Annotated in this window: 14 protein-coding genes; 10 read left to right on the top strand and 4 right to left on the bottom strand. The window is 41.9% G+C overall.

All coding sequences use genetic code 11. The features are described 5' to 3' along the window. Window positions 1-148: 148 nt before the first annotated feature. Window positions 149-1,153: a mevalonate kinase family protein gene (locus tag WBA23_RS15430; protein ID WP_424583179.1), complete on the top strand. Its 1,005-nt coding sequence runs from the start codon at window positions 149-151 to the stop codon at window positions 1,151-1,153. Between the two features lie 3 nt (window positions 1,154-1,156). Continuing rightward, window positions 1,157-2,026 (top strand): UTP--glucose-1-phosphate uridylyltransferase GalU, encoded by an 870-nt coding sequence (galU, locus tag WBA23_RS15425; protein WP_424583178.1) that lies wholly within the window; start codon window positions 1,157-1,159, stop codon window positions 2,024-2,026. Window positions 2,027-2,028: 2 nt separating this feature from the next. On the opposite strand, the gene WBA23_RS15420 is transcribed toward galU, so the two are convergent. Further along, complete coding sequence (locus WBA23_RS15420; RefSeq protein WP_424583177.1) at window positions 2,029-2,628, bottom strand: redoxin domain-containing protein; 600 nt, start codon at window positions 2,626-2,628, stop codon at window positions 2,029-2,031. A 94-nt stretch (window positions 2,629-2,722) separates the two neighbouring features. Then, complete coding sequence (locus WBA23_RS15415; protein WP_424583176.1) at window positions 2,723-3,355, bottom strand: 4'-phosphopantetheinyl transferase family protein; 633 nt, start codon at window positions 3,353-3,355, stop codon at window positions 2,723-2,725. A gap of 19 nt (window positions 3,356-3,374) precedes the next feature. On the opposite strand from WBA23_RS15415, the gene WBA23_RS15410 reads away from it, so the two are divergent. The 4 genes from WBA23_RS15410 to WBA23_RS15395 are packed head-to-tail and all read left to right on the top strand — an operon-like array spanning window position 3,375 to window position 6,463. Next, window positions 3,375-4,310: a WD40 repeat domain-containing protein gene (locus WBA23_RS15410; protein WP_424583175.1), complete on the top strand. Its 936-nt coding sequence runs from the start codon at window positions 3,375-3,377 to the stop codon at window positions 4,308-4,310. A gap of 28 nt (window positions 4,311-4,338) precedes the next feature. Further along, window positions 4,339-5,232: a DivIVA domain-containing protein gene (locus WBA23_RS15405; RefSeq protein ID WP_424583174.1), complete on the top strand. Its 894-nt coding sequence runs from the start codon at window positions 4,339-4,341 to the stop codon at window positions 5,230-5,232. A gap of 11 nt (window positions 5,233-5,243) precedes the next feature. Continuing rightward, window positions 5,244-5,603, top strand: coding sequence for a dihydroneopterin aldolase (gene folB, locus WBA23_RS15400; RefSeq protein WP_424583173.1), 360 nt, complete (start codon window positions 5,244-5,246; stop codon window positions 5,601-5,603). Next, a complete protein-coding gene (locus WBA23_RS15395; protein WP_424583172.1) occupies window positions 5,600-6,463 on the top strand; it encodes a ChaN family lipoprotein in 864 nt (287 codons plus the stop codon). The genes folB and WBA23_RS15395 overlap by 4 nt, the downstream gene beginning before the upstream one ends. On the opposite strand, the gene WBA23_RS15390 is transcribed toward WBA23_RS15395, so the two are convergent. Together WBA23_RS15390 and WBA23_RS15385 are read right to left on the bottom strand one after the other, a co-directional pair. Further along, window positions 6,457-6,876 carry an NUDIX domain-containing protein gene (locus WBA23_RS15390; RefSeq protein WP_424583171.1) on the bottom strand — a complete coding sequence of 140 codons (420 nt, stop codon included), beginning with the start codon at window positions 6,874-6,876 and terminating at the stop codon, window positions 6,457-6,459. The two genes, WBA23_RS15395 and WBA23_RS15390, sit on opposite strands and share 7 nt — an antisense overlap. Window positions 6,877-6,901: 25 nt before the next feature. Beyond that, window positions 6,902-7,219 (bottom strand): HesB/IscA family protein, encoded by a 318-nt coding sequence (locus WBA23_RS15385; RefSeq protein ID WP_424583170.1) that lies wholly within the window; start codon window positions 7,217-7,219, stop codon window positions 6,902-6,904. Between the two features lie 114 nt (window positions 7,220-7,333). Here WBA23_RS15385 and WBA23_RS15380 point away from each other — a divergent pair, with 114 nt between their 5' ends. From WBA23_RS15380 to WBA23_RS15365, 4 genes are all read left to right on the top strand, one after another. Beyond that, window positions 7,334-7,861 carry a hypothetical protein gene (locus tag WBA23_RS15380; protein WP_424583169.1) on the top strand — a complete coding sequence of 176 codons (528 nt, stop codon included), beginning with the start codon at window positions 7,334-7,336 and terminating at the stop codon, window positions 7,859-7,861. Window positions 7,862-8,013: 152 nt separating this feature from the next. Next, complete coding sequence (locus WBA23_RS15375; RefSeq protein WP_424583168.1) at window positions 8,014-8,442, top strand: YkvA family protein; 429 nt, start codon at window positions 8,014-8,016, stop codon at window positions 8,440-8,442. After that, window positions 8,402-9,079 (top strand): thioredoxin family protein, encoded by a 678-nt coding sequence (locus WBA23_RS15370; RefSeq protein WP_424583167.1) that lies wholly within the window; start codon window positions 8,402-8,404, stop codon window positions 9,077-9,079. The genes WBA23_RS15375 and WBA23_RS15370 overlap by 41 nt, the downstream gene beginning before the upstream one ends. 3 nt (window positions 9,080-9,082) lie before the next feature. Next, the coding region (locus tag WBA23_RS15365; RefSeq protein WP_424583166.1) for a metal-dependent hydrolase at window positions 9,083-10,081 on the top strand (999 nt) is incomplete at its 3' end.

The following is a 10,081-nucleotide window of genomic DNA, read 5'->3' as shown; positions in this document are numbered from 1 at the left end:
CCAATGGTACTTCACCTGAGGGAGAGTAGGTCGCCGCCTTTTTCTTGTTAATAGCCTCTACATTCATGTAGAGGCTATTTTTATTCGACTCTCATCAGAATTTTAAGCCAAATTTATAACTATATTTGGCTCATCATTATTATCAGATATGAGTTACGGAATTATTGAAACTACCGCGTATGCAAGGGCTGGTTTATTAGGTAACCCCACTGACGGATACTTTGGAAAAACTATCTCAATCATTGTTCGTAATTTCGGAGCAAGAATTTCGCTCTACCCCTCGCCTGAACTACAAATAGAGCCCCAGGAACAGGATATTAACGTATATCGAAATATTTATCATCTAGTAGATTCGGTAAAGTTAACTGGATACTACGGTGGCTCAAGATTAATTAAGGCTGCTATCAAACGTTTCTGCGAATATGCTGAAGAGCGGCAGATAAGATTAACCAGCAAGAATTTTACTATTCGATATCATTCATCAATTCCACGTCAAGTAGGTTTAGCAGGTTCAAGTGCTATTATCACAGCTACAATGCGAGCGCTAATGGAATACTATCTGGTAGAAATACCTGTAGAAGAACTACCTACACTAATTCTATCGGCTGAGGTAGACGAATTAGGCATTCATGCTGGCTTACAAGATAGAGTAGCTCAAGTCTACGAAGGTTGTGTGTATATGGATTTTAATGAAGATCTTATGCGGGAACAGAGAAGGGGAGGTTACGAGCGACTAGATCCAGCACTATTGCCCAAGCTTTATATGGCGTATAAAATTGATCTGGGAAAAGTTTCAGGAACAGTTTTTAATGATGTAAGAGCACGATTCGACAAAGGCGATAAAGAAGTAATTAAGACAATTAAAGAAATGGCTGCTTTGGCAGAGGTAGGAAGAGAAGCTATCAAAAAGCAGGATGAAAAATATCTGCACGAACTAATGAATATGAATTTTGATCTACGGTGCAAGATCATGAACATCAGCGAAAGTAATAAAGAGCTAGTTGCTACGGCTCGCCGTTGCGGAGCTTCAGCTAAATTTACCGGTTCAGGTGGGTCAATTATTGGAGTGTACAAAGATGATGAAGTGCTGAATAAACTGGTTGTTGAACTTAAAAAAATTAATGCTCGGGTTATTAAACCCTACATATTTTAGACTATGGTTAGAAAAGCAATTATTCCAGCTGCTGGGTTAGGTACTCGATTTTTACCAGCAACTAAGGCTCAGCCTAAAGAAATGCTTCCCATTATTGATACTCCTACTATTCAATACGTAGTGCAGGAAGCAGTAGACTCGGGAATTGACGATATATTAATCATTTCAGGTAAGGGTAAGCGAACGATAGAAGATCATTTTGACCGTAACTATGAGCTGGAATCTCGCTTAGCCCAAAAAGAAGATGAGAGCTTCTATAATGAAGTGATGCGGATTGCCGACATGGCTAATATCCACTACATTAGACAAAAAGAAGTAAATGGCTTAGGAGACGCTATTTATCACGCTCGGCAGCACGTAGGCAATGAGCCATTTGCAGTTCTTCTCGGCGATACAGTTGTAAGTTCAGTGATTCCAGTTACTCAGCAGTTAATAGATACTTATGAACAATATCGTTGTTCCATAATTGCAGTAGAGGAAGTTCCAAAAGACAAAGTTTCGCGGTACGGTATCGCTGGAGGAAAAAACATCAGCGAAAAACTAGTTGAAGTACAAAGTTTAATAGAGAAACCTTCTCCAGAACAAGCTCCATCAAATTTAGCAATTGCTGGCCGATATATTTTAACCCCCGAGATATTCCGAGCCATAGAAAATACTCCAAAAGGAAAGGGAAATGAAATTCAACTAACGGATGCATTACATTTACTAATGAAGCGAGAAATGCTCATCGCCAATACTATTGAAGGGAAAAGATACGACATCGGAAATAAGCTAGATTTCTTAAAGACAACCGTAGAATTTGCTTTGAAACGAAAAGAATTTTCGGCCGATTTTAAGTCGTATCTGAAAGAGGTACTAGAAGAATATTCCTGATACTATCGTTTGATCATGCAACCTGTAGTTGGAGAGCTATTAGAGATAACAGGTTGGCTTGTAGAAATAGCATCAATTACTGACCGTAAATAGTGATGCCTGACATCCTTTTCAACTTGAGGATTATCATCAATAGCTCCCTGATAAGCAATTCTAAAAGAACCTTGGTGGGGAGTTAGTACAAATGCTTCTGGGGTTTTCTCAGCACCCAGCAAATCCGCAACTTGCTGAGATTGATCAATAAGCACCGGGACTCCTAATTGGCGACGTTTAGCAACAGTAGTAACATTATCTGAGGCATCAGCCCGGCTTTTAGCAGGATTATTAGGATTGATAAGAATAAAACGAATCTTTGAATCATTGCGATATTGATCGGCTAATTTAGAGATGCGATCTTCGTAAAATTTAGCATAAGGGCAATAAAGACTAGTAAAAATAATAACTACTGCATCGGCATTCTTGTACTGTGATAAAGAAAAATTTGTACCACTAATTACATTGGGTAAGGTAAAATCTTGAATTTGATCGGACTGGAAGGATGAAGATGTACTTACAATACATATAAATAACCCAACAATCGTATAATGAATAGCTTTTAGCATAACCCTATCTTTATAACAAAAATAGAAAAAATATTGCTTTACTAAGATAACAATGTAGGATACAAGTAAGGTTCACAAGTAGATAAGAATAAAACTAATCAATGTGACTTAATACTATGTAAAATTCGTCCCAACGAAATGTATCTAACCGAAATCGGGTAGCTTGTTCGTTTAAAAGTATAGACGCTGAAACTGACTGATTGGTTGGAAAGTCTACTCCAATATTTTGTTTTAAGCTCAGTTGCTTCCGACCGTAAAGCTTGTACAATGACTCTTTCGCAGCCCAATAGATGCAGAGCTTATCTAAATCATCACAGGCTTCTTCAGCTTCAGTTGAATTAAGGAATTTATGCTTCACTCGCAACAATTTAGCAGAGGGCTTTTCAATATCAATACCAACTGGATGATGCCGGTGAATAATAGCCGCTCCGTATGGGAAAGAATTAGCCAACGAAATATGAAATGTTTCATTGAGTAAGTAGGGCTTACCTTTGTCATCTTTAATAAGACGAAACTCTGGGTGGTCTTCAGCATTTAATAAAGCTCGGAGGGCAGCTCGGCTCGAAAGCCACTCTAACTTCTTGCGGGGATGATGAATCTCTCGCAATTCAATAAGATCATCAGAAGGAAGATGTACGTATTTTGTTAATAGATCAGCAGTTTCTTGAATCTTCCATAAAGCCCAAGAAGAATTCTGATTGATCTTTTCTAACTTTACTAGTGGCATAGCAGGTTAACTGACGTATATGAACCGACCAAATGTACAAAAGATTCACACCCTACGGGGCCACCGGGATTGTGTCTATACCTTAGCACCTACGCGAGAACCAGGAGTATTCGTATCGGGAGGTGGAGATGGTATGGTAGTCCGTTGGGATTTACGGAAACCTGAACAGGGAAAAGTTATTGCTAAAGTAGAAGCCTCAGTATACGCCCTACATTACAATCCACAGTTTAATCACCTTATTGTTGGGCAGAATTACGAAGGCATACATATAATTGATCTTGAGGGGAATAGGCCGTTAGGTTCGCTGAAAATGACTCAGGCATCGATTTTCGACGTAAAAACGCATCAGGATCGCATTTTTGTAGCAACTAGTGATGGGCAAATTACTGTGCTCCATTATCAGAAACTAGCAATCCTGCACCGGATAAAAGAATCAAATGAACGAGCTCGAAGTATAGCTATTCACACCAAAAACCACGAACTGGTAGTAGGATATAGCGATAATTCTATCAGGGTTTTTGATCTGATGACCTATGAATTGAAGAAAACGATTAGTGCTCACCAGAACTCAGTCTTCAGCCTAAAATTTACTTCAGACCATCGCTTTCTATTGTCAGGCAGCCGGGATGCCCACCTGAAAATTTGGGATACCCAAAAAAATTATGAACTTCACGAAAGTATTGTAGCACATATGTACGCCATCAATCATATTGATTTTCAACCAGATGGCCGGTTTTTTGCTACATGTAGCATGGATAAATCAGTGAAGATATGGGATGCTGAACGTTTTCAGTTATTGAGGGTTATCGACAAAGCAAGACACGCCGGACACGGAACGTCCGTAAATCGCCTACTTTGGTTAGATTACACTGAAAATGGATTAAGTCAGCCAATCGTCTCAGCCAGCGATGATCGGACAATATCTGTATGGAACCTAGAATGGCCGTCCAGTTGAATAAAACTACTACCAAGAAACCAAAACTATGAAAATTACCCCCGCCGAAATACGACAGAAAGAATTTGAACGCAACTTTCGTGGGTACGATAAAGATGAAGTAAATGCTTTTTTACAAACCATGTCGCAGGAGTGGGAACGTATTCTGGAAGATAACCGGGAGATGCGCTATCGGTTAGACGCTTCGCAGAAAGAGGTTGAAAAACTAAGGGAAGTAGAGAGCTCGTTGTATAAAACGCTTAAAACGGCGGAAGATACCGGAGCTAATTTAGTAGAGCAAGCTAACAAAACGGCGGAGTTAAAGGTACGCGAGGCCGAGCTTAAAGGCGAAGAGGTTATTAGCGAAGCCAAAACCAAAGCTCACCAAATTTTAGAGCATGCTAAGGGTAAGGCAAAAAATATTATTGATGAAATGGAGCAGCGGTTGCAGGAACTAAAGCAGCAACGTCAGGATGCCGAAAATCAGTACGACGATTTGCTGTTTCAGCTTGAGAACGCTGCCCAGAAAGCATTACAAACCGCAGAACGAGCCAGTGAACGTCGTACATCAGGAACCCAGTCTTCTAGCTCAGAGGTTTCAGCCGTTCGAGAGGAATACTACGCTTTTGTTTCTCAACAAACGTCAGAGTTTGAGCAAAAGATATTGGAAATTCCTACTCCCAAAACGGAGATAACTGAAGCAAAAATACCTTTGGCTACGGAGTCAAATACGGAAGAAGAAGAACTTCAGCAAGAATCAAAAATTAACAAAACGCCTGAACCCGAACCCGTATCTCCTCCTTCTATTTCGGAGGAATCTCCAGCAAAGGAGAAATCTGAAGAAAATTCTGAAAGCATCATAAAAAAGGAGCCAAAGCCAGCACCACACCCGGTTGGTACAGAGCGATCTACCCGAAAATCTTTTTTTGACGAAATTGACTAATCACTAGGTTTATGGCCAAGATACTGCTGGAGGGGTTAGAATTTTTTGCGTACCACGGTTACCACAAAGAAGAAAGAAAGACCGGTAATCGCTATAACGTAGATGTAATTGTGGAAGCTAATGTCATAAATGCTGCTATTCACGATAAGCTAAAGGAGACGATCGATTATGCTCGCTTGTACCAAACGGTGAAGGAAGAAATAGAACAGCCAGCTAAATTGCTAGAGCATATTGCCCACCGGATTATTCAACGGATACTTCAGCAATTCTTGCAAGTAGAGGCGGTAGAAGTGCAAGTTTCTAAGTTTAATCCCCCGTTGGGTGGAGTATGCCGCCGAGCGTGTGTTACTTTACGAGAAGAGCGAAAATGATAAATTGGATAATTCCTCTAATCTTATTAATCCAGTTGATAGTAGATAAACCCGCCTATCAGATCTTTGACCGCACCGGTAAGAATACTTCCTACGACAGCATGATGGCGGAGCTAAGCCAAGCAGATGTAGTGCTATTTGGCGAGCTGCACAATAACGCACTGGTTCACTGGCTGGAATTGCAGGTGGCTAAGGATTTGCACGTTCAGGATAGTAATTTGGTAGTAGGTTTAGAAATGCTGGAGGCTGATAACCAACTGTTGGTAGACGAATATTTAGCCGAAACCATCCAGCAACGGCATTTCGTGCAGGAAGCGAAAATGTGGGATAACTACACTACTGACTACAAGCCCATTATAGATTTCGCCAAGAAAAATAATGTCCGAGTGGTAGCTACCAATATTCCTCGTCGCTACGCCAGTTTGGTTTCCCGGAAGGGAATTGCCCAATTAGACAGTCTAACCGACCAAGCTAAAAACTGGATTGCTACGCTACCGGTGGAAATAGATACCACCCTACCCAGTTACCAAAAAATGCTGAACATGATGGGAGGTAACGGTGGTCACGGGGGAATGAGTGGCGAAAAGATGGTGCAAGCTCAAGCAATCAAAGACGCCACAATGGCCCACTTTATTCAGCAGAATATTAAGGGCGAAGAAATATTCTTGCACCTCAACGGCTCCTACCACAGCGATAACTTTGAAGGAATTTACTGGTACCTTCAACAGCAGTCACCTGATCTGAACATAAAAACTATCTCCTGTGTAGAACAGGCGAAATTGGATAGTCTGCTGGAAGAAAATCAGCAGGTAGCTGACTTTATAATCGTCACTCCGAGCGATATGGCTAAGTCTTATTGACTTAACAGTAGAGCCGCTTTCTCTAAAATCGTAGCATGATCAAAAGCCAGTGTTGGTAGGTCAGCTAGCAAAAACCACCGAACGGCTTGGGCATCAGTAGCGGCCTGCGGCTGAAAATCTTCTTTACGTACCACGGTGAAATAAGCCACTGAGATAGCTCGCCCGCGGGGGTCGCGATCGGGTGCGCTGAAAGTATGCACTTGGTGAAAGTCGTTGGTAGCTACTCCGGTTTCTTCTTCCAGTTCTCGAGCTACGGCCATCTCTAAATCCTCATCATCGTCCACAAACCCACCCGGCAAGGCCCATTGCCCCTGAAATGGATCGTTCTTACGCTGAATTAATAGCACTTCTTGATGATCGCTAGTGAAAACTACCGCATCTACCGTGACCTTTATATTTTGGGGATAATCCATACGCTGATTTCTAACCGTGTGAATTTTACCGATTGCTAGTTTTGGTGGCTGAGGTTTCAGGTTTTATAAAGGTAAAACCTCGAGCATCGTTTCCTTCGTAGAAATCTACTTGAATGCCTAACAAATACATTACATCTTTTTTGGCTACATACAGAGGGACTCCGTCTAGGTTGTATTCCATATCTTTCTCAGATTTCTGATCAAAGCCTAAAATGTAGGAAACACCCGCGCAGCCCGCGCCTTTCACGCCTACCCGCAAACCGTAGCCTGATGGAATATTTTTATGGGCCAACGTATTCTTCACTTCCTTTAGTGCTCGGTCGGACAAAGAAACTGGTAGCATAACGAACAAAAATTAATGCAAAAAGATAAATAATCTGTACATCGAGGCAGAAGTTGTTGTTCTATATGGTTCAGAAAACCTACTTTTACTCTACACGCTTGATAATACGAATGTATGAACGAATCTGTCATCATTGAGTTCATGAAAATACTGCTTCCGGCCGCCGCAGTATTGTACGCCATGTATCTTACTGTGAAGTCTTTTCTTAACAAGGAAGTGGCCGAGCGAATGGCCGACCTAAAAGTGAAGGGAGTAGAAGCGACGTTACCCATTCGCTTACAAGCATACGAGCGGTTAAGTTTGCTACTAGAGCGCATTGCGCCTAATAATTTGATCTTACGGTTGAACGATAGCAGCTACTCAGCTAAAGAGTTACAGCATGTATTAACCACCAGTGTTCGGGAGGAGTATAATCATAATCTGTCGCAACAAATTTACGTGGGCGATCAGGCTTGGCAGCTAACTACGCAAGCAGTAGAAGATATAATCGCTACGGTGAATCAGGCAGCCGATACCCTTCCTTCCGAAGCCCGATCGCTGGATTTGGCGAAAAAGATATTAGAAATCCAATCTCAGAAGGAAGTCTATCCCATTACTCAAGCACTATACGAAGTAAAGAAAGAGGTAAGAGAATTATTCTGAGTCGAATCCGGTAAAACATTCGATCTTTTTTCAACTTTCAGTTATATTAAGAAGTTCTTAGTTTTGAGTTTAAAGTTTTGTTGTTAGAAACAGGTTTCCATAACTCAAAACACAAACTTTCTGACACCGAGTATTACAACACTTTTATTATTATGGCATTTTTTGATCAAGCTTACACTACTGACAACGCGTATTTTAAAAAAGCGAAACACCGAGCTAAGGGTATTTTAAACGATCCTAAGCGTTTACGCAACTTAGCAAATGCGGCTATGGACAAAATGCGTGAGCTCCGCGATGATACCGAAGGAATGCATTCTTTAAAAGATCAGGCAAATACGTTCGTGCGTATGATCCGTTCCTACCAAGCGGGAGATTATAAATTTACTCCCTGGAAAAGTTTACTGCTGATTACGGCAGGAATCATCTACTTTGTATCGCCTCTCGATCTAATTCCCGATTTTATTCCAGTACTAGGTTTTATGGATGATATCACCGTTTTGCTTTGGGTACTGAACTCGGTTCGAGGCGATGTAGAGAAATATGAAGAATGGGAAAAAACCTACGCTCAGCCGGTTCGTTAAGGAATACATGTCAAACGTAATTCAGCAGCAGCATCTGGAAGCCGGACTCTCATATTCGGCTTACCGCCAGTTGATAGATAGCTTGCTAACCCACGGAAAAACTACCGGACCAAATCAGAGCGAATCGTACATCAAGTATACCGAACTTAACGTACGCCGAATGCGCCGGGTGGATAAAACCACTAAGTTACAACCGGAGTTAGTTGAACAACTAGAGAAAGTGAAGCAGCCCTGGACTTGGGTGGTGTTAACCGAAGGCTGGTGTGGCGATGCGGCCCAGAGCATTCCGGTACTGGCTCAAATGGCGGCAGTTTCTCCTAATATTCAACTTAAATTATTACTGCGAGATGAGCATCCCGAAGTGATGGATGCGTACCTAACCAACGGTGGACGGTCTATTCCTAAGCTCATTTGTCTTAACGCAAAGTTAGAAACGCTGGGAACCTGGGGACCTCGTCCCGATGAAGCGCAGCAATTGTTCGATGAATTTAAGGAACGTTACGGCAACAAGTTTCGCGACCATTATTCTGAGTGGTCGGAACAACTGCAATTGTGGTACACCCGCAATCGTACCCAAGCCATTCAAGAGGAGTTCATGAGAAAAATAGCCAGTTGGTTGGCAGCAACAAAGGTGTAATTAGTGGATTCACTTACACAACTGGTACTGGGCGCTTCGGTGGGCGAAGCCGTACTGGGCCGAAAAATAGGCAATCGGGCGGTAGTTTGGGGAGCCATTGGCGGTACTATCCCTGATTTGGATGTACTGCTTAATCCTTTTCTATCCGATGTGCAAGGAGTATTGATTCACCGTACATTTTCCCACTCACTCTTGGTTTTGACGCTGCTCGCTCCTATCGTAGGCTACGGAGTATGGCAATTGCACCGCAACAAAACCAAAGCTAGTTGGCGAGATTGGTCTTGGCTGTTCTTATTTGCTCTAATTACGCACCCGCTGCTGGATTCGTTTACTAATTATGGTACTATGCTATTTTTTCCGTTTAGCGATGTGCGGATAGCCTGGCGTACTATCTTCATCATTGATCCGCTGTATACCTTACCATTGCTTATTGGTACGTTCATCGTACTATTTTCGTCCCGAACTTCACAAAGGCGAAAGCGAGCTAACCAGTGGGCATTGGTACTCAGTTCCGCGTATTTGGTGATTACAGTTATTATCAAACTGCACGTTCAGCAAGTGGTGCAGAATAATCTTACTAAACGATCTTCGGTAGTCCACGAGAAGTTTTTGACTTCTCCTACCTTCTTCAATAACGTGCTGTGGTCGGTAATAGTAAAACAGAAAGATCAATATCAAGTTGGTTATTATTCTTTGTTAGATGATGATCATACTGTGCAATTCAAAACTATTCCTCAGCAAGCGGAGCTATTGCAACCCTATGAGCAGTCGCCTGAAGCACAAAAGACATTGCGTGATCTGATTGATTTTACCGAAGGGTTTTACGCTTTGCAACCACGCAATGGCGGTGTACAGTTTGCTGACTTACGCTTTGGAATTATTACTGGTTGGTTTGATTTAACGAAACCCTACATTTTCTCGTATCAAATAAATAGGGAAGACGATACCGTTCTGATACAGCAGCAAGACCGAGCCGTACAGCCTACTTCATCGGACTTACAA

Origin of the sequence: Tunicatimonas sp. (genome assembly GCF_049647865.1) — a bacterium.
Taxonomy (GTDB): Bacteria; Bacteroidota; Bacteroidia; order Cytophagales; family Cyclobacteriaceae; genus Tunicatimonas.
The sequence above is the reverse complement of the archived record's forward strand: the minus strand, read 5'-3'. Positions and strand labels throughout refer to the sequence as shown.